At 42.9% G+C, this 20,151-nt stretch carries 14 protein-coding genes; 4 read left to right on the top strand and 10 right to left on the bottom strand.

Annotation, left to right across the window (positions count from 1 at the left end):
- Nucleotides 1–114: 114 nt before the first annotated feature.
- Entirely contained in the window at nucleotides 115–264 is a 150-nt protein-coding gene (locus DC345_RS32485; RefSeq protein ID WP_113055552.1) for a polymorphic toxin-type HINT domain-containing protein, read from the bottom strand.
- 173 nt (nucleotides 265–437) lie between these two features.
- On the opposite strand from DC345_RS32485, the gene DC345_RS25275 reads away from it, so the two are divergent.
- Nucleotides 438–749 (top strand): hypothetical protein, encoded by a 312-nt coding sequence (locus tag DC345_RS25275; protein ID WP_309304351.1) that lies wholly within the window; start codon nucleotides 438–440, stop codon nucleotides 747–749.
- 293 nt (nucleotides 750–1,042) lie between these two features.
- Here the strand turns inward: DC345_RS25275 and DC345_RS25270 are convergent, their stop codons facing one another.
- From DC345_RS25270 to DC345_RS25235, 8 genes are all read right to left on the bottom strand, one after another.
- Complete coding sequence (locus DC345_RS25270; RefSeq protein WP_258530797.1) at nucleotides 1,043–2,122, bottom strand: sensor histidine kinase; 1,080 nt, start codon at nucleotides 2,120–2,122, stop codon at nucleotides 1,043–1,045.
- Nucleotides 2,103–2,798: a response regulator transcription factor gene (locus DC345_RS25265; RefSeq protein ID WP_113055551.1), complete on the bottom strand. Its 696-nt coding sequence runs from the start codon at nucleotides 2,796–2,798 to the stop codon at nucleotides 2,103–2,105. Before DC345_RS25265 ends, DC345_RS25270 begins: the two co-directional genes overlap by 20 nt.
- Nucleotides 2,799–2,819: 21 nt before the next feature.
- A complete protein-coding gene (locus DC345_RS25260; RefSeq protein ID WP_113055550.1) occupies nucleotides 2,820–3,398 on the bottom strand; it encodes a peroxiredoxin family protein in 579 nt (192 codons plus the stop codon).
- 21 nt (nucleotides 3,399–3,419) lie between these two features.
- Complete coding sequence (locus DC345_RS25255; protein ID WP_113055549.1) at nucleotides 3,420–4,133, bottom strand: cytochrome c biogenesis CcdA family protein; 714 nt, start codon at nucleotides 4,131–4,133, stop codon at nucleotides 3,420–3,422.
- Between the two features lie 48 nt (nucleotides 4,134–4,181).
- Entirely contained in the window at nucleotides 4,182–4,877 is a 696-nt protein-coding gene (locus DC345_RS25250) for a prolipoprotein diacylglyceryl transferase (protein ID WP_113055548.1), read from the bottom strand.
- A gap of 645 nt (nucleotides 4,878–5,522) precedes the next feature.
- On the bottom strand, nucleotides 5,523–8,987 hold the full coding sequence (locus DC345_RS25245) for an InlB B-repeat-containing protein (protein WP_113055547.1): 3,465 nt from the start codon (nucleotides 8,985–8,987) through the stop codon (nucleotides 5,523–5,525).
- Nucleotides 8,988–9,285: 298 nt separating this feature from the next.
- Nucleotides 9,286–13,635 carry a helix-turn-helix transcriptional regulator gene (locus DC345_RS25240; RefSeq protein WP_113055546.1) on the bottom strand — a complete coding sequence of 1,450 codons (4,350 nt, stop codon included), beginning with the start codon at nucleotides 13,633–13,635 and terminating at the stop codon, nucleotides 9,286–9,288.
- A gap of 506 nt (nucleotides 13,636–14,141) precedes the next feature.
- Nucleotides 14,142–14,705: a TetR/AcrR family transcriptional regulator gene (locus DC345_RS25235; protein WP_472924295.1), complete on the bottom strand. Its 564-nt coding sequence runs from the start codon at nucleotides 14,703–14,705 to the stop codon at nucleotides 14,142–14,144.
- 257 nt (nucleotides 14,706–14,962) lie between these two features.
- On the opposite strand from DC345_RS25235, the gene gap reads away from it, so the two are divergent.
- Nucleotides 14,963–15,973, top strand: a complete 1,011-nt coding sequence (gene gap / locus DC345_RS25230; protein ID WP_113055544.1) for a type I glyceraldehyde-3-phosphate dehydrogenase — start codon at nucleotides 14,963–14,965, stop codon at nucleotides 15,971–15,973.
- 176 nt (nucleotides 15,974–16,149) lie between these two features.
- On the top strand, nucleotides 16,150–17,130 hold the full coding sequence (locus tag DC345_RS25225; RefSeq protein WP_113055543.1) for an NAD-dependent epimerase/dehydratase family protein: 981 nt from the start codon (nucleotides 16,150–16,152) through the stop codon (nucleotides 17,128–17,130).
- 185 nt (nucleotides 17,131–17,315) lie between these two features.
- On the opposite strand, the gene DC345_RS25220 is transcribed toward DC345_RS25225, so the two are convergent.
- The gene (locus DC345_RS25220; protein WP_113055542.1) at nucleotides 17,316–18,089 is read right to left on the bottom strand and encodes a class I SAM-dependent methyltransferase; all 774 of its coding nucleotides are present in this window, start codon (nucleotides 18,087–18,089) and stop codon (nucleotides 17,316–17,318) included.
- A 648-nt stretch (nucleotides 18,090–18,737) separates the two neighbouring features.
- Between DC345_RS25220 and DC345_RS25215 the strand changes: the two genes are divergently transcribed.
- Nucleotides 18,738–20,063 carry a hypothetical protein gene (locus DC345_RS25215; RefSeq protein ID WP_113055541.1) on the top strand — a complete coding sequence of 442 codons (1,326 nt, stop codon included), beginning with the start codon at nucleotides 18,738–18,740 and terminating at the stop codon, nucleotides 20,061–20,063.
- The last annotated feature ends 88 nt before the right edge of the window (nucleotides 20,064–20,151 follow it).

The raw sequence follows: 20,151 nt of genomic DNA, 5'->3' as shown, positions 1-20,151 counted from the left end.
ATACTTCTGGCATATACAATTCAAACTCCCTGAAGGGCTATTCCAAAACCGTTTGTCTCGTTATATCTTCTTTATAGTTAGTTGAGTCATCCTAGTGTAAGAAAGATACACGTATTATGCACCCAAATCTAAATCAGTTACATAATACGTATGGAAGTCCGCAACCGTAAAATTATAAACTGTTACTGGCTTATCAAGCTTAACAGTCTCCACGTAGTCAATTGTAAGATTACTTCCATCAGCCTTTTGGAGTTTGTCGCCCACCTGAAGTTCATCAGCGAAGACCCAGCCTTTGTCTTCGACCCAAAACGATTGATTTTATCTACATTTAAACGTTTCCTAATTGAAATAAGCTCAGCACCCAATGGTATATGAATAATTTACTATTCATACACTGTATAGGCTGTTGACTAATTTTACTAAGGGGGCAATTAATAATGTTTAATTTCCGGAATGAGCGTGAGATGATGCCGCATCCAATTCTTTTGGAAGCCAAACAGAGTGCAGCAAATCAAATTCTAATTACATATGATCAGCGGACAGATTTGGGATCAGCAACACATATTTCAAACTACTGGATTAGGAGTACTATGGAAACACCTTCCGGTATTGCAACCGTGGGAATGAGTGATGCACTCATGTCTTCCAACTCAATACGTCCAGATATGGCCCAGATCACACCAGTCGATAACTCAAACATGAGATTTCATATCACGTTTAGGGTTAATGCAGTGCCGGGTGTATTGTAAACCGTACTGCCTTGTTTTGTTAACCTTGAGGGGATGACAGGTTATATGGGGGCGAATTGGGGCCCCACAAGTAGAAATGTATTTATTGGTATGTAGATAAATTATAATACATACTCATATACTCATTGTTAAGTGCCAGAACGCTAATAAGTCTGGGCAACTCTAACTTCTCCTATGAAGTGCAGCCCTTAGAATAGACATTGGAATAAACACTGATTTATCCGATGAAATCTAAGGGATGCATTTTATAACCAGTGAAATGGGACAGAAAGTATAGTTCAATAATATTGGTATTATTTTTTTAATGGTACAGCGAACCAAAAGGAGTGCTCATTCCCTTTTGACCGCAATCCTACTTTTCCACCCTGCTGCTCAATAATTTCCTTCACTAAAGATAACCCTAATCCTGATCCTCCTGAATCCCTACTGCGGGATGAATCTATCCGATAGAATCTTTCGAATATTAGAGATTCATGTTCTTCAGGAATCGGCTGACCTAAATTCTTGACGATTATTTGGTAGTTCGACTCCTTCTGCTTCCCTGTAATCTCAACCCATCCACCCTCGTCATATTGCAGTACATTGGTCAGAAGATTGTGAAGCACCTGTTTTAGCCCATCTTCATCTCCTACTACTTTCGCTGCTTCAGTCTTGAGATCAATAATGACCCCTCTATTCTTGAACTCTAATGAAAAGTGATCCATACAGGATTCAATCAGCTTTTCTATAGAGAGTACATTCATCTTATTCTCATTGGAAATCCTCTTTCCTTGCCACACATTCAATTGGTGCAACTGCTCAACTAAACGGGTAATACGTATCGATTCTTCGTGAATGGATTCGAATAGCTCTTTATTTCCCGGAATAACTCCTGTGCTTAAAGCTTCCAAATATCCGTTTATATTCGTTAATGGTGTCCGCAGTTCATGGGAGATATCAGACAGCATTTTTTTTCTTAAATCCTCTACCAGTTTCAATTTCATGCTTAAATGATTAAAATCAGCCGTTAACAGACCAATTTCATCGTGAACACGAATCGATAAAGGTTTTGGCATTTCCCCTTGAGCCATTTGTCGTGTTGCATGACCCAATTCCTTGAGAGGAAGAATCAACTTTTTTACCAAAAAGTAGTGGATAAATGCTGCAATCAAAACAGCCGTCAGACTTGCTTTCATTAAAAAAGTCTGCATCGTTTGAGTGAAAATGGCGCTTTCTTCTGGAGTCACAGACGGGGAACTGGCAAACAAAAGACAAGCATAGTCTTTGACCGAAACTCCTGCGAGCCAAATGGCAATACCAATCACCGCAACATTGATCAGTGTGAATTTCCACATGATATTGATTCGTAATGGATTATTTTTGAAAAGCAACAAAGCGATACCCCATTCCCCGAATAGTTTCGATTAGTTCGTTTTCCCCGTCCCACCTCAGTTTTTCTCTCAATCTTCCTATATGAACATCGATCGACCTTTCAGTTACTGCCTTTTCATTATTGGGATACAGCTCATCAATGATCTGTTCCCTAGTTAGAATTTGATTGGGATGCACCATTAGAAAATACAAAAGACGGAACTCATGCTGTGTGAGTTGAATGTTTTCCCCGTTATAATGTACTTCACCCCGTAACTGTTTAATGGTTACTCCGCGGTACGTAAGTTTGCTACACCGCTGGCCCGTCCTCCGCAAAATGGATTCTACCCTTGCAACCAGTTCACCCGGACTAAACGGTTTCGTTACATAATCATCGGCTCCCGATTTTAATCCTTTAATCCGGCTATGTTCCTCTACTTTAGCTGTTAACATAATAATAGGAATTTCTTCTTTCAAATCAGCTCGAATACTCTTACAGACTTCTTCACCACTTATTTTCGGAAGCATTAAATCCAGAATAACAAGACAAGGGTCATATTTTTTAAATGCATCTAGAGCTTCCTTCCCATCCCCAGCCTCATATACTTCATACCCTTCCTTTTCCAGGTACAAGATAATCAACTTTCGAATTTTCACATCATCTTCTACTACTAAAATTCCGGTTCCCTCTACTCTCATTCCAAATACCTCCAAATTTACTTAGCGTATTTCTTTAACTAGTTTTTCCATCATTTCATAATTCATTGGACCTGTAACTTTTTGCTGAATAACGCCCTGGGAATCAATAATATAGCTCGTAGGAAGAGCATGAACCTGGTATATTTCTGCTATTTTATTTTGCTTATCCAATAAAATTGGGAATGTAATCCCAAATTCATCTAAAAATACAGAAATTCTATCTACACTTTTCTCCGAAGTTGTCATATTTATAGCAATTACTGTAGTATTTTCATCTGCATACTTATCATAAAATTTTTGCATATCCGGCATTTCTGCTCTACACGGCGGACACCAGGTTGCCCACATATTGACGATTACCTTCTGTCCTCTGAAATCAGAAAGCTTAAAGATTTTACCATCCAGACTATTTAACTCAAAGTCTGGTGCAATGTTCCCTTGGTTAATACCTATAATCAGTGAAGAGTCATCTATTCCCTCCATTGCTTGTTCACTAGTTGCCAAGCTTGCTTGACGTTCATTATTTTTCTTACTTGTATCGTAAATTCCCCACCCAACCAAACCGAGCAGGATTACAATGACAATAATATTTTTATTCATAGGAAAGATCATCCTCTCTAATTAGAACATTGGCGCAAAGGAAGCGAGCCACGCACTTAACTTTTGCAATTGGCCCGAAAATAAAAGCAAGCCCATCGCGATCAAAATCCATCCGTTCAGCAGAGCCAAACTGGGTAACCATTTATTTATTTTTCTCATGATACCCTTAGACTTGGTAATCAAAATGGATATCAATAAAAAAGGAACTCCTAAACCTAACGAATAAAACAACAATAAAAAGATTCCATTGTACATCGTTTCAGAAGATCCAGCCAACAGCAAAATTGAAGTTAAAGCCAGACCGACGCAAGGTGTCCACCCCGTTCCAAAAGCAACTCCCACGACAAATGAATTCCACCCGCTTCCGTTCTTTGGAGCTTTGGTTTCCCGCTGCTTTTGAAACATGAGAACACGAAGATTTAAAATCCCTGCAATCTGTAGGCCAAATATAATAATAAGCAGTCCACTAATTTTTTCCAGTATTCCTCGATTCGCAACGAAAATTTGTCCAATCATACTCGCAGAAGCACCCATAAGCAGGAAAACCACAGTAAAACCAAGGATAAAGAGTGTGGAACGAATCATAAGTGTTCTATTTGAAACACTTGTTTTCTTCCCACTCCCATATGAGCCTGTAAGATTAGCAAGATAAGCAGGCAAAAGCGGAAAAATGCAGGGTGAAAAAAAGGATAGCATCCCTGCCGCTAATGCAAATAGAATTGAAATATTGTCCATTTGTGATTCCTCCAGCAAAGTATTCCTAACAACCGTAACGCAGGATGGTTAAGATTCATTAAAGCTCTCTTTTTTTATAAAGATGTGAATAGACAAACAACATAGAGCAATAGTCAAAAAGACAAGCTGCTCACTAGATAATCCTAAGAAAACTACTACAGAAAAGCTTTTAAAAAAGTAACTGAAAATCTGTCCGATGCTGAACCAAAGAATAAGTTGATTGATTTCTTGTGGTTTTTCAAAGCTCTCTTTTCTGCTATACATCCAAACCAATAGTACGATTGCTAAAACAATTTGACTGAGATCATACAGAAATGATGATGTTGTCGGATTGTTAAAAATGAGCTGGAATATAGAATAGAAGATTATATAAGAAAATAAGCTTGCCGCCAATACTGCCGCATACACCCAAAAGGTAATTCTGCGCTTCCTACTTTGAAAAAATAAGAAGATAAGAACTACAATCGCCGATAGCAAGATCCCACGCTCACCCCCGGTAAAATAAAGAAGGTAGTACGGATTATTCAAAACAGTAACGGGATTAAAAATAATCACACTAAACTTCCAAATCAAGAATGCCCCAAAAAGTACATTGGTTATATCATTTAGAATAGGCTTACTTAAATCGCTCTTACCCTTCAACCAATGTTTCATGGTTACATGTGCTGCCAGTACAGAAAAAATTATTGCAATCCAATTGTATTTAATAATTAGCGGCCCCCAAACGACAGCTTCTTGCATCATGTTTCCTCCTCCTTTTATTATTACTTTAGAGCCTAATTGTTAAGATTCGTTTAACTAGAAATAAACCTACTATTAGGCATTTGGCCTATCAGTAGGTTTTTGTTCTTTATATGAATTTTGTTGAATTTGCAGCATGATATATTATGATAAATAATAGTTATGTAGTTTAGTTCCAATCATTTTCCGGGTGCTTTACACATGACTTTTCTTTACAAAGTATTGTCATGCTTGATTCTTGCTCTGAACCTTCGTCCGTTAGCTGAAGTACAAAAAAAACCATCAACCCTCTAATTCTTAAATTCATACGCTCTTTTCTCGCCAGATGATCTCCATCATGGTACTAGTTAGATAACTACCTAATCAGAAATGACACAATATTCTTATCTTCAGCTTGGGTCAAGAACTTTGTTTTTGTCCAGCGACAAACGACATCTGCGCTTGGGCAAAATCCGGCCTTTTTGGACCTGCCAAGTACCTCCACCTTAATACTCTCATTTCTAAATAGAATTCATAAAAAACAGGAAATTGCCTAACATTTTTTACTTAACTACCCGTTAGTTGGACGAAAGCAGCTGATCACTTGATCAACTGCTTTCTTAGTTCTATTACGATACCGTTTCCACCAATGTTTGTAAAAGAATATTCTTACAGGACATTCAAGGCACGGTACATCATTGCCACAAACTGTGCACGTGTCACGGGTTCATCCGGCTTAAATTTGCCATTATCCCCTAGTACAATCTTTAGTTCTGTCAGTGCAGCGATGTAATCATAGCTCCAATGCGTTGTAGGTACATCTTGGAAAGCAACTGTTCCACCTGGTTCGATCTTAAGGGCGAGCGTCAAAATTTTGGCCATCTCTGCACGAGTCAGCAAGTGATTTGGATTAAAATTCCCATTTGATCCATCGACGATACCCGCTTGTTGCATTGACATAATGGCTTCATAGTTAGGATGGCTTGGTGTTACGTCAGAAAATGAAACTGCCTCACGTACTGGTTCAAACTCAAAAGCACGCATCAATAGTAGAGCCATGTGCTGGCGCTTGATGCTTTCATTGGGATGAAAAGAACCGTCTGGATATCCTGTAATCATCCCTTGACTTGCTAATTCCTCAATCATTTCTTTTGCCCAATGTCCTGAAATATCGTCAAAAGTTACAACGGGTAGTTCAGATTGTGGTTCTTCCGGGGTTGGTACCGGTGCTGGGTTTTCGACCCATTTTGCATACAATGTTGTATCTTTTGTCACTCGATCCTTCGTGAGTTCCCACTGTTTTGTCAAAGCCAAATCATGATACCATCCACCAAATGTATATCCTTCTTTTGCGGGGACGGGTAGCTCTGCCAGCCTTGTATCGTACGCGACAGACAGATGAACTAACAGCTTCCCTCCATTCGTTTCAAAAAATACAATTAAATCTTGGGGAGGCGTTTGAATAGTTCCTCCTCCATTATTTTCAGAAGAGTTATTTTTAATCCACTTCGCATACAACGTTATATTCGCTGTAATGGCATCTTTCGTAAAATTCCACTGGTTAATGAGGGCTGCCTCTTTAAACCAACCAGAAAATGTATAACCTTGTTTAGTTGGTGCTGTCGGTTCTGTTGCTGTTGCATTGTATGATATATTCTGAGTCGCCACAACATTGCCGCCATTTGATTCAAATGACACTGTATAAGAACTAACCTTCCACAAGGCATACAGTGTGATATCTGAGGCGTTAATATTAAACTTGTTATTTAGCACATAATTTATCCCACTACCATCTGCTTTGGTATTCCAACCATCAAACGTAAATCCAGTCCTTACTAAATTCCCACTATTATCAGATACTGTAACGGTATCTCCATTCCCATAAGTCTGAATATCGACTGGTTCTTGTCCTCCAGTAGCACCGTTCCCGTCGTATGTTACTGTATATTTAGTTGGAGCTATTTTATTAATAGTAAATGTTATGGTAATCGAGTTACCAGCGCTATCCGTAACAATGAGTACATAGGAACCATCAGCATCCACGGACGTCCCACTTACAAACGCGCTACCATTAAGTGTTGCAGTACCTTCGTTAAATGTAATGGTTTGTGAAGAATCGTAACTCTCTCCTTCTTCTACACCACTGACAACAGGGGCTGTCGTATCCAGAGTGATACTATCTTGAGCTGACCCGACATTACCCGCCCGATCAATCAATCGTACATAGACTGACTTGCTTCCATCTCCTGCTGGTAGTGTATAGCTCATGCTCGCGTTATATGTCTCTTCAGTTGACCATGTCACATTGTCATTCGAAAGCTGTATAAGCTCTACATCGTCAACGCCTGCTCCTAACGTGAGACCAAGCGTTACCTGTAACGATGCCGTGTACGCTGCTCCTCCATTAATCGTTATTGATCCTGTTGGCGCTACCTTATCCAAAGTTACTGTTGCATTGTACACTGGAGATACATTCCCTGCTCCATCTATGAGCTCAATTGTAATAGCTTTTTCTCCATCCGTATTACCTACATTAATAGTAAAACTATTTGTATACGCTAGAGTTGTTGGGGGTAATCCGTTATGCGTATAGCGAATGTTCACAATATCCGTCACGCCTGCTGCTGGTGTTATATCAACGTATACGTTGGAGTTATTCGTATAAGCTCTACCATCATTCACAACGACCGTACCTGTTGGTGCTGTTGTATCTAATATAATACTGTCTTGAATGACGGTAATATTGCCTGCTCGATCAATTAAACGAACATATACTGTTTTATTTCCATCGCCAGTAGGTAACGTATAGCTTTTGGTTGAGCTAAAGGCTTCGACAGACGTCCAAACACTATTATTAGTTGAAAATTGTACCCCAACCACATCTGTCACGCCACTATCCAAGGATAGATTAAGTGTTACATCACGATTCGTTGTATACGCATTTCCGTTATTAATAACGACCGAGCCTGTTGGCGGTACCGAATCAAGCGTTATAACTCTTTGATATTCCGGTGATTCATTCCCTGCACCATCAACAAGCTTAAAGGACAATATTTTATCTCCATTCGCAGCTCCTATAGCTAGCATAAAGCTTGGTACATAAGGCATCTGTGTAAATGGATTTCCATTAACCGAATATTGGATATGTGTAATATCATTTACACCAACAAATGGCGTTATTGAAACAGATACAGCTGTATTATTCGTATATTGGTTGCCTTGGTTGACAATTACCGTTCCTGTCGGAGGCGTCTTATCTATTCGGAATTGGATCGTTTTTGATTGACTGCCTTCTGTAACTGTTAACGTATAAGAACCTTCAGCAGAAACCTGTGTTCCACTTGTAAGTTGACTTCCATTTAACGTTGCTGTGCCGACATTAAATTGCGGTGTTACATTCGTGTTGTATAGACCACCATCTACAACACCTGTTATTTCGATGTTCACAATTTCGGAGTATGTAATAATCAAATACGGACCCAGACTGCCGTCATGCACATGATTTTCGGTCATTTGTATAAAATGATCAGAATACGCTATTCCTGCTTGATCTGCTTCTTGAGCGGTCATTCCTGAAAGAATGAAGGTTGCTCTAGGATCAGCTTTTGCGGATTCCGCTGATATGTAGCTAGTAAAATTAAAGGGAGCCAGTGTCGGTTTAAGTAGAGGTACATTATTGGCTAATAGTCTTGATTGTGTAGAGCCTGAAGTTGGAACTGGTGGTGACATTAAATTACTATCCTGTGCCCAGCTATGATCTGTACTCGTAGAAACTTTTAGCGAAAAATTAGTTGTTGCCTGAAAATTACCACCTGTTACAGGAATATAAAGATTTGCAGTTTCAACCTCATATCCATTGGGAGTTGGCGGCAAACTGAACTTAAGTAATACTTGCACCTCTAAAGGGCCACCGAATGTTCCCTGATAACCTACATCAAGATAACCGAGGTGCCCATCTTCATAAATCATTCCTGCATTAATTCCCTCATAAATCATTGTTGTATCCTCTGCCGCATAAATAGGTGTCGGAACGATGTTTGCAGATGCCGCACTTGGATGAATAAAAATTAGGAAAAATGCCATACAAACGAATAGAACTAGCAAGCTTGCAGTCGAAACAACTCTCTTTCTCACCACATACACATCCTTTCATACAATTGGTCTCTTCTGCTCCCGTATGAATTCGAACCGATTGCTTAAGAAGACCTCCTATTACTTGACTCCATCTAGACATTATAGTCTCACCATAGAATATTTAAGTCCTACTAAAGTAGTACACCAAAAAAAGTTTGATACAGAAATTAATCGGACCCATTTTTGTGCATTTCTAAGACTTCTTCCTTTCTACAATACGGAATGACCAAAGAACTCGATTTGTTATCTGTTTGAAAAAAAACAAGGAAGCGGCCCTTTCAGGCTCGCTTCCTTGTTGTCACTCTATTAATTTCAACTCTCTGGCACGTACGACAGCTTGTCCACGCCGTTTTACACCTAACTTGCCGTATATTCTAGAAGTATGTGTCTTGACCGTCGTCTCTGCGATACCAAAGAGATCGGCAATCTCTCTGTTTGACAAGCCTTTTGCTATCGCTACTATAATTTCCGTTTCACGTTCTGTCAGTGGTTCAGTCATCCCCGGTTGAATGAAAATAGGCACCACGGATGAAGTGTTACTTTCGAAAACCTTCGGGAATGTTCTATCCGCAGCCTCTTCTTCCAGCAGCTTGAGATATATGATCCGTGTCGCTATAAGCTCCAACATCTGAATATCCCTCTTTGTGAACACACCCGGCATCTGCCGATTTTCCAAGTATAGTAGATAGGAAGCTTGTTCTCCCGGAAAATCAATTGACATACACAGAATCGACCTCTGTTTTCTTGTTGCAATATAAGTATCCCTCACCCAAAAACTCTGAAACGCGTCATGCAGAATTAGCGGTTTCGCCGTCATCGCTGTATGACGTAAGACGCTCTCCGCATACAGGTCGGCTTCTTTTTCCTTATCAGTCCAGTAAGAAGAGTTAGCTTCAATAATGAACTCATTATTTTGACGCTTCAACACCAGACCACGCTCTGCTCCGGTTTGTCTTAGAGCTGTTTTTAAGAGACTTAACTTCCAGTCTGACTTACTCGTCTGTGCTAGCCCATTGATGATTCGTTGTAAAAGCTCGAATTGCTCTTCGCTCTTCGAACCTTCACCTATCTTGGGGCTGTTCTCCCAAGCTAACTCTGTGATGGTTTGAGTCATATGTGCTCGCTCCTGTAATACGGGACCCTCATATCGTTTGTAAACCGGGTCCAGCAACTCAGCGTGTCTGCTTCTAATTTGAGTTACTTTGGAGGTGATTCCCCATTCGGCGTATGCCGCACAAGCATCCATCATCGTAATTGCCGCTCCGGATCGGCTGAGCAGTTCATCTTGATAACATACAGCAAGCCGTTCGCAAGCAATGGCTTCCAGCAATACGTATTTCTCTGTTCTCGCTCGCTTAATTGCAGCCGTATATTGTTGCATGGCGCCCAACGAATTCCCTGCAATCCGTTCACCCTCTGCTTTGATTAGCAAATATGCGGAGGACTTATTGTCTAGAAATCCTCGCCAACTCTTCATCAATCGCAATTGCGCGCGTATGGTCTTCCGAATCCGCTTACGATCCTCCCTATTCGTCTCAAAATAAAATCCAGCTAATGCCAAACTCTCGTAAACACGTTGTTTGCGAACTCGCATCCAATCCAAATGAAATTCGTTTCCCCTTCCTCGCTGCGACCAATACAGCGCTTCCCTGTACCTGCCCGACAGCAACGCCACCTCGAGCCGACAACCGCAGCTATAGTTGTCCTCTCCCTGGTGATCCAACTCACTGCCAGTCGACACTAGTGGAATAGAAACAAAACTGTCGATCAAAGAATCGTCTTGCAGCACTGCTGTGTAACTACTCGTCAGCCGCATCATTTCCAGAATCTTGTCGTCGGCAATCTGTCGCATGTTCTCCTCAAAGTATCGGAGCAATTCATTTAGGACATATGCATTCCCATGATTACCCATAACACAAAAAATCAAGGCGGAATTAGCAAAGTCATGATCGCCCGCTTCCATCCCTTGACGCATCGCATTGAACAGGACAATAGAAGATTCCAAAGGACTGTCCATTTGCTTGATCATTCCGCTCAGAAAAGTAAATACATGCTTTTTCCTCAATGTAGAGGTGTTCGCGATCTGCAGAAACACCCCCTCAGCAATCGGAGTCGTTCGAGCAAAGCTCGGAAATGTCCTTTGCACAATCAGCTCATATCCTCCGATCATTGATGCTAGCGACTCATTTACCCCTTTATGCAACCCATGACGAATAAATCGGGCATACAATTCCAGTAGCGATCGTGCATCGTGTGTAAGCAATGGAAGAAACAACAGCTCCATTAAATGGCATAATTCCTCATAATCCTCATACTCCTCGTCAAGCGGGTTGGACAGCAGAAGGTGCTTCTCCCGTTTTCGATGTAAGAGGACCGCGGTCGAGGCCACTTCCTTGGCGATAGACAACAGGGAACTCTTCTTCCCAAGCTTCCAACCGTACGAGCCTAGCGCCTCCATTCCAAATTGAACCGCAGTCTCATTGTCCACGAATGCATGGAATTGTATCAAAGGTGCCCAGATTTTGAGTCGCTCCGATCGGCTCAGTCGATCACTGTTTTGGTGCAAGTCCACCAACAGTTCTTTCGCCCGTGCGCTATTGCCACCCATATACTCCGTCCATGCTAATACCAACTGCAACTCGACATCGAGTGTACCTGGTACTTCCGCCTTGCATGTTGCCAGCAGATGAAGCCCATTTTCGGCATAATACTTCCCTTTTGCATAGCGCGCCGCTGCCAACGCCTCTTGTCCCGCTTGAAGATTGTACTCGATCAATTGCTTCGTTTCTTGGTCTGATAATGCCGAAGCTGCCAGGTTCAGATGATCAATCGCTGTTCTTGACAGGTCATCGTGTGACTTCTGAGTGCGATCCAGTAGGAACCGTCCAATTACCCGGTGTCGGTGGATATTGCGTCCTGAATCGAAGGCATATACCATTCGGTGAATGAATTCATGGACAAACACATAGATCAAATCATGTTCATCTTCTTGCTCTGCTTCGTCTTCCCGATAAATAAACCCTTCAGCTTCCGCCTCTTGAAGAATAAGGAATACCATATCCACTGATATGCCGCACACTTCGGCCAAGAGTGTTAACTGAAATACCGGACCAATTGCGGCCGCCATAGCCAAGAACTCCTTACGATCTTCCTTGAGCTTGGAGAAGCCTACCTCCAACAAACGAAGATGTTCTTCGGACCTGCCTAGTTGCCGGGTTATTTCAGAGTCCCATACCCACTGACGTCGTCTTTCATCAAAACGTAGTCTGTTCTCCTTTATCCATCCCTCCAGCAAGAGACGAACCGAGCCGGGATTACCACCTGTCTGATCGTGGACAGACCGCGCCAGAAGTTGAATGCGACCGGATTTCTCATATAGAGCATCAGAGATCAACTGCCTCACATCCTCATAAGCCAGCGGTGGCAGAGTCACTTGTTCCTCTGGATTGGCACGGCATCTATAGGTTAACCAAGCCAGCAATTCCTTTTGATCAAAATTCGTTACATCCCCCGTGGAAGTGATCAACTCCTCCGTACGATAAGCCCCAATTAGGAATAATCCATGCGCTTTTTGTGATAATGCAAGTTCACGAATTACCTCTTGTGTACCATTGTCGACCCACTGCAAATTGTCCATAAATAGAACAAACGGTGGCTTGCATTCAGCCATACAACAGATCAAGTCGGGCAGAAGTTCTTCAAACCGTTCCCAGACCTTCGCATCGTCCGAGATATGTGCTACCTTCACATCGTTGTCGAACAACAGCTTGGCCTCAGGCCAGCAGGAGACGATCACCTGCATTTCTGGACCGAAACCGGCTTGTAGTTTGGCTTTCAGACGTGTAATGATTTCAACCGGCTCACTCCACAGTTGATAGACCCATTCCCGCATTCCCTGAAGGATCGGCCCACATCGAATATTTTTTTGGGAAAGTTCCGCTTTCATAGTGATCATCCGGCCACCATGCCGAACGACGTTTTGTTCGATTCTATGGACAAGCGCCGTTTTACCCGTTCCTTCTTTGCCTAGCACCCAACGAAAGGCATTCATTCCTTGAAAAGCCTGCTCCAGCCCAGCCTCCATTTGCATCACTTCAGCAATACGTCCATACCACGATTCCGATAGGGAAAGCGTACGGATTTTATCCAAACGTCCCACTTCCAATGGCTTAAACGTTCTATCGTTATCCATCATCATATTCTGATACAACTTCAGATCTTCAAGCACACCATATGTACTCTGATAACGCTCCACCTGTGATTTGGCAAGTAGTTTCATCAGTATAGCTTGCAACGTTTCGTCTAAACTCGGTCGAATATCGGATAAAGATTGAGGTACCTTGCGGGTATGTACGGTACCCCAGTCTTCATCATTGTCAGCATGAAAAGGCAATTGTCCGGTTAACAACTCGTAGAGAATAACACCTAATGCGTAAAGATCACTGCGTTCATTCGGCACGAGATTGAATCGTCCAAATTGCTCGGGAGAATGATAAGCTGCATGACTTTCCGTATGCCAGGATACATGAGCAGTTTTCCCCTCCCACTGTACGCTGATATGGTCAGGACTAAGGTATCCAATTATCCTATTCCGCTCGTGTTCACGATGCACCATTTCTGCAAGTATAATAGACAGTTCAATGAACACCGCCAACTCTAAAGGGGACTGCGTTATGTACGCTCTTAAAATCTTAATAATGATGCACACCTATCTGAGTTATATTTGCGTTTCGAGAAAAGGATATTTTTGAATTTAATAATAATAATTTCGGCTGGATGAGATCGATTTATTAATCTAAAATAATCTTAATCTATGATGCATTTAGAGTCTAGCCACCGAAATAAACACTATATATTTGCGAATGGTGGAATAAATAACCGCAAACATAAGTCGTATTTTTCTCTACACGTATATAGAAAGATAGAGATGAGCTGCGGCATAAGAATAGCTGTCTATATAAATTAAATCATCGTGTACAAAATGAAAAAATAAAGAGCACCTGATTAGGCGCTCTCTAGTAACCACTATTTTGTTGCAAGTAAACCTTCTACATAGACGTTGGAAGCGGCTTGAATATCGCCATACGCCCAGAACCCTTCCGCAAAGAGTCATCGATGATGCCTAGCTCTATTCCGATGTGTCAGTCCACCAGATTAACCGATCTTTAAGCAGCATTGCTGCAAATAGGACGAGAAGATTTTTATATTCATCAGCATGTGCTTGTTATCCCCATCCAACTTACTGAGTAAAATCCCTCCTTCCAACAAGGAAAATGCAAATGATGCTAGCGCATCCACATCCAGATCCTCCCTAAACTCTCCAGCTTGAATGCCGTCACGAATAATACTCTTCATCATATCCAAGAAGTTATGCATCCCTTGCTTTGCCTGACCACAAAGCTCCAGATGAGTATCGTCACTTTCTACAGCTGTATTCTGCATGGGACATCCGCCAATAAATGGGGGATCGTTGACGACATTCTCATAGACACGAAAAAAAGCAACCAACTTTCCTGTTGCAGACTGCTCTTGATCGACCGCTTCAGAAAATTTACTGGCGACCATACTGGCAGCATAATTGTAAGCTTCCAACGCTATCTCGTCTTTACTGGCAAAATGTCGATAGATGCCCCCCTTCTTAATTCCTGTGTCGGCAATAATATCGTTTAGCGATGTACCGGCATATCCTCTCTGATTGAAAATTTCAGCCGATTTCATAATGATATGTTCCCGTGTTCTGTCCCCTTTTTTCATGAGTTCCTCCGTATAAAGCTTTTTTTATTTCTTTTGTTTTAAATGAATTATTCAATTTTCGCCTTGCAATTCACTAATATCATGCTAATATAAAGATACCGATCGGTCTCTTTATACATTATACAACAGGCCATTCTAGAATGAAATAGCGTTGGCCCATTTTTATTGCATTACTGGCATTCGCTTATTGAAATAAACAAAACTTATTGGGGGATTTTTTAATGACTGTAAAAGTTGGTATAAACGGTTTTGGACGGATCGGACGACTCGCTTTTCGCCGAATTCAAGATGTGGAAGGCGTCGAGGTTGTAGCGATTAACGACCTCACGAACGCTAAAATGTTAGCTCATCTGCTCAAATATGATACGACGCAAGGCACTTTTCATGGTGACATTGAAGTCCATGACGGAACCTTCAAAGTAAACGGCAAAGAGGTTAAGGTTTTGGCTAAGCGGAATCCTGAAGAGCTTCCTTGGGGAGAGCTTGGCGTTGATATTGTTCTCGAATGTACAGGCTTCTTCACTACAAAAGAAAAGGCCGAGCTTCACCTGAAAGGCGGAGCGAAGAAAGTCGTCATTTCCGCTCCTGCTACAGGCGACATGAAAACCATCGTATACAACGTGAACCATGACACACTGGACGGAACGGAAACCGTCATTTCCGGCGCTTCTTGCACAACCAACTGCCTGGCCCCTATGGCTAAAGCTCTGCACGACAAGTTTGGTATTCAATCCGGGCTGATGACGACCATTCACGCTTACACGGGTAACCAAAACACGCTTGACGCTCCGGATCCAAAAGGTGATTTCAGAGCTGCGCGCGCCTCAGCGGAGAACATCGTTCCATACTCCACCGGTGCCGCAAAAGCCATTGGCCTGGTTCTTCCGGAACTGAAGGGCAAACTGGATGGGGCATCTCAACGTGTACCTGTACCAACAGGTTCCGTGACTGAACTCGTTGCCGTTTTGAACACCGAGGTAACGGTAGAGCAAGTTAACGCTGCTATGAAAGAAGCTTCCGATCCAGAAACTTTCGGCTACACGGAAGACGAAATTGTATCTTCCGATATCAAAGGCATCACATTAGGTTCGCTCTTCGACGCCACGCAGACGAAAGTTCTGACTGTCGGTGACCAGCAATTGGTGAAAACCGTAGCTTGGTACGATAACGAAATGTCTTATACAGCCCAATTGGTTCGTACTCTGGAGCACTTTGCTAAGATCGCTAGATAAATAATCAAAAGATGGAGAGAAGGAAAACTCTATGAAGGATGCGCTCCACAGTACGATGATCGATTGTTCGGCATGAGTCTGGTGGTTTTGACGGGAGACGCGTCGGTTGAGCTATACCATCAATCCGTCGGAGCCATGCGGTCTATCCTGAATTCCGAACCGAAAGGACGATTACAATGAAAATTCTCGTCACAGGAGGCACCGGCCTGCTCGGCGGCCGCCTGATTCCGAAGCTCGTGGAGGATGGTCACCAGATTTTTGCCCTCACTCGCTCCGTATCATTTCATGCCAAACTTAAGGCCATGGGTGCGACGCCGGTCGATGCCGATCTCGAAAGCAGCAAGCCATTCGTGTTACCGGAGATCGATGCGGTTGTGCATGCAGCCGCCCTTTTCCGCTTTTCAGGACCTCGCGAACCCTTCTTCCGTACCAACGTCGATGGCACCGCAGCCTTGCTGAAGGCAGCCGAGTCCGCCTGTGCGAAGACATTCGTCTACATCAGCGCGGCGGGGATCCACATGGATAACGGCGGTACGCTCATCTGCAACGCTGATGAAAGCGCGCAGACTTTCCCGAACCACTTCTCCGCCTATCTGGCGAGCAAGGCACGGGCAGACTCATTGGTTCTGGCAGCCAACAAACCCGGATTTCGTACGATCGCGCTTCGCCCACCGGCTATCTGGGGGCCTGGTGATCCGTTTAGCCGAGCGCTTCCCGAAGCAGTCAGATCTGGACAGTTCGCGTTCATCGACCGCGGCGATTACCCTTTTTCAACCTGCCATGTAGACAATGTGGTTGAAGCCATACAATGCGCTCTTGAACGCGGAGAAGGCGGTCATGCCTTCTTCATCAAAGACCAGGAAGAGCAGACTTTCCGCGAGTTCGTCGCCTCGCTTGCGAACTTGCAGGGCTTGTCCATCGATAAGATGCGTTCGCTGTCCTACTGGTTCATCTCTACCATTGGCCGGCTGTTCGACACGATCTGGACCGTCACGCGGAAAGACGGCGATCCGCCGATTTCACGCTCGATGATACGCATGATTGGGCGTGAGTTCACCGTCAACGATGCCGCTGCACGACGAGAGTTAGGCTATGTCGGAAGAACTTTGCGCGATGCCGGCTTGCAAAGTTACAAGGAACCAGCTAATCGACGATAGGGTTTGGAGGGCAAATGCCGGCAATCTCTGGTAAGTTGTTCTCTGGGCTGGCTATTATGTTCAATTTGGTAAGCATGAGCACTACTGGATCAACAAAAGCCTATTAGCGTAATAAAAATGGAGCAGCCGCCGCCGGCGATACTGCTCCTTTATTTGTTGACTAACGTGCTTCGTTAGTTTAGTGATTACTTTATTAAGTATGGGATTGCTGCTTTAGACCGTTTGGACCCTATCCCATACTGAAAGTACTTAGGGGTGTATTGGACATGCAATTCAATTCCCACACTAGCAGCAATTTGCTCAATCTCTTTATCGCCAAAGAAATTCTTCACTATAGTAGCATGATTACCATTATTAAGCTTCCGAACCATCGTTTGCCCAGCTGTCCCCACTACATGAGACTCACGGGTTCCTTCTACTTCTCGATCATCGATAAAGAACATTTTCCCTCCAGGCTTCAAACAGCGTGATACCATGGTGAAGAAGTTCGTCAGTCTCTCTCTGGGTAAATGAGATATCCAAAAAGTAAAAGCAACTGAATCGTATAACTGATCCGGAGACCAACTGAAAAGATCTGCAATGATCGTTCTTACATTGGGGTCAGATACTACCGGATTATGCGAAAGCATTTCTTCTGAACCGTCTACAATGGTCAATATAAGGGCTTCTTTTAAGAACAGACTACTCCAAGTGCCAGTCCCCGCCGCAAGTTCAAGAAAGTCACCATGAAAATGTTCAGCTTTAAAAGCATCCTTAATCGTACTGATCTCATCGAACCAGATTTGGTTGGCTTCGTCTCCTTGATTAAATGTGCCTCGACGGTACCACCAGTCATCATACTCTGGAGCTCGTTCTTTATAATATTTCAACTGATCCTGAAGCTGCTGATCTGTCACACTTTCGTACGAAGCACCGTTGGTTTCCTTGCTGTTCACGCAAACATCTTTCCCTTCTCCCATCAGGGCTTAAGTCCATGATTTTCCATTAACAAATGTCCTAATTTAATTAAATTTTCCACATACTCTCGTTGAATTTCTCCTCGCCAGAATTCAGCTTTCTACATAGTAAAACCGGTCAATTGGAAGCAAGCACCTCTGGTTCGCTTTTGATCCGTTCTAAAGGTAACGAAAACGAATTATCCAAAACACTCTCTTGCTTCAATTCCCTGTACTAATACTCCGTATAAAATCATTATGCAATTCGCATTCAATATAGATGTTCCAACGTTGTTTCTTTAGGTAAAGTTTTCTCAAGAGATCTAAACCGCGCTCCTGTGCTTCTATCTCGCCAGATGATCTACATCATGATACTATTTAGATAATTAACTAAACCGAAATGACACAGTGTTCTTGTCCTCACCATGGGACAAGAACACTTAAAAACCGCTCACCCGTCGGATGAGCGGTTTTTTTATTTAAGAGTTAATACACAATGCTACTGGATGAATTGCGCTCATCAAAGTTGTATCTGAATGCAACACCGGAAGAAGACTGATCCTTCATCTGCTCAATTTCTTTTTATTGGTAATATTTACTTATTAAACTGTGTTCTCTTCTTTGTTAAAGTGGATAAGCATTATCAAGACAAAGATGGGAGTTTTAATAGACATGAAAGTTCTCACTAAATCCATCATTGGTCTGCTTTGCGCGACGACACTAGCGGGCACGTATTTCAGTTATACAGAACATCAGAATAATCGACAATGGGAGCAGCAACAACAGCGCAATACGCAATACTGGTCTCATATGCAATCGATCTACTTGGGCAATTTTGACTATGCGCTTGCGGAGTCCCTTGCGGCACCTACGTTTGCAGATCGGCAAGCAGCACTTCAATCTGCGATTGAAAATGCTAATCTTATATTGCAATTAGTAAGGAGTGCATCCGCTACAACGAACTTTCAATCTTGGCCAGCGTACGAATCGTTTATCACGAACGGCAGTCGCTACTTGGCCTATCCCGCTAACGAGAGGGGAATTTCGCTCAACCCGGATCAATTAGACCAAATTCAGCGTCTGAGAAAGTTCGCAAGGACAGCCCTACCGTATCTTGATTTGATGAGAGAGAAAGGCGATGATATTTCTTTATCGGATATAGAACGGATCTCGACCGAAATGGAAGAGGCCTTGTCTCAACTCGACTCGGTCTCCACGTACGGCAATAAAGCCTTTAACGAGTTCCTGTACAATCAGAATCCTTACGCACCTCCGAAGCCAGGAACCGTTTTCGCCAGTGAAACCACTTATAAGGCTACGGAGCTTGCGGCCAAAGCGAAAATCTTCATGGGAGAAGCTTGGAATAAAGGAGCAGGTAAGCAAATCGTCAACATGGTCTCAGGCGGGAGCAGCCCCCAATTAGGAGAAGTCATGGATTTCAAATTATCAGACACCGCTGGAAAACCAACCAGCTCCTATATTGCAACACTGAGTAAAAGCGGACATGTGCTCCAAGTGACACGCGACGGCTCGACTTCCGAAGAAGGAGCTCTGGAGCAATCTATGGACTTAAAGCAGGCTATCGCGGTTGCAGAAACCTGGATGGCGCGTTGGTCTGACGAACGTCTGACAATAGTAGCTAAAGAAATACAAGGTACCTCAATTCATATCACTTATATTCCGGTTCGGGAGCAAGTTTCCATTCCGCAGATGCAAGTCTTATGGGAGTTTGATCGCCGTACTGGTGCGTTAAAGAGCTTTAATGCGTATAATTATTTTTACAATTACAATAAAACCTTTCCACTTCACCCGAAACTGACAGCGAAGCAAGCCTCTGAGAATCTCGGTCCAAAAGTAAACGTCTCAGGTAAGCCAAAGCTGGAGATCCACAACAGCAAGCTTGTATACGCATTTTCCGTCACTGGAATCGAAGGCGTTTCTCACGTGTACATAAACGCCCTCACAGGCGCTTACGAAGATATTGATTACAGCTTGTAACCGCAACAAAACTAGGCAACCCCACGAACACCTCGCTGCGGGCAGCCTAGATTTTTGCGTGCCGATGTGGGGCCACCACAATTCACCT

This window comes from Paenibacillus taichungensis (genome assembly GCF_003287275.1).
GTDB lineage: Bacteria > Bacillota > Bacilli > Paenibacillales > Paenibacillaceae > Paenibacillus > Paenibacillus taichungensis_A.
Note: the sequence above shows the minus strand (reverse complement) of the source record. Positions and strands in the feature narration are given on the sequence as shown.